At 31.7% G+C, this 687-nt stretch carries 1 protein-coding gene; it reads right to left on the minus strand.

The window, feature by feature from the left end:
- Positions 1-141: 141 nt before the first annotated feature.
- Positions 142-516, minus strand: coding sequence for a hypothetical protein (locus SLH48_RS22415; protein WP_320259928.1), 375 nt, complete (start codon positions 514-516; stop codon positions 142-144).
- Between the last annotated feature and the right edge of the window lie 171 nt (positions 517-687).

The following is a 687-nucleotide window of genomic DNA, read 5'->3' on the forward strand; positions in this document are numbered from 1 at the left end:
TAATCCAGTGAAGGTTAATGGAATTGTAAATTTCAATCCAAATATACTAGTATCTCTTGGATTTACCATATTACTGGAATAGTTATTATTTCTTATAAATTAAAAAGGAATCGAAATTGATTTTACCATAAACTTGATAGGTTAGTGCCAATAAGGTTGTTCCATCTCAATAACTACACCTGAACGAGGGTTCACTAAAAAGTACCTTCCATCCACTTCAAAATGGTAATTCCTATAATCAATAAAGATTCGCGTATCTTCCGTGTATATAGGAACCGTATCTCTGTACCTTTCTTCATTCTGTACAACAATGCCAGACACGTCATACCCACTTTCATAAACCAATTGTTTAGCCTGTTCAAAGGTGTAGGTCGGTCTGAAAAAGATAAAGAGTAATAAAGGAATAATAAATAATATGATTAAAGATGGCTTTATCCTTTTTCTCATCGATCCCCGTATCAAATAAACGTATGAGAAATAAACCACAGTCGTCAGAAAGGGAATTAATATACCCATATTAAAGACACCCCTGTAAAGAGTAGAATTTATAAATTCAAAAATGCAAAATTCCATAATTGCAGCACTTAAAATATACAGCATAATCTTTTTGTTCTTCTTCATTTTTATCTCCTCGGTTGATTGTATCTATGTCTAAGCTATACTCAGTCTCATTAAAATAAATCCTTA

Origin of the sequence: Cytobacillus sp. IB215316, assembly GCF_033963865.1 — a bacterium.
In the GTDB taxonomy this organism is placed as follows: Bacteria; Bacillota; Bacilli; order Bacillales; family SM2101; genus Nanhaiella; species Nanhaiella sioensis.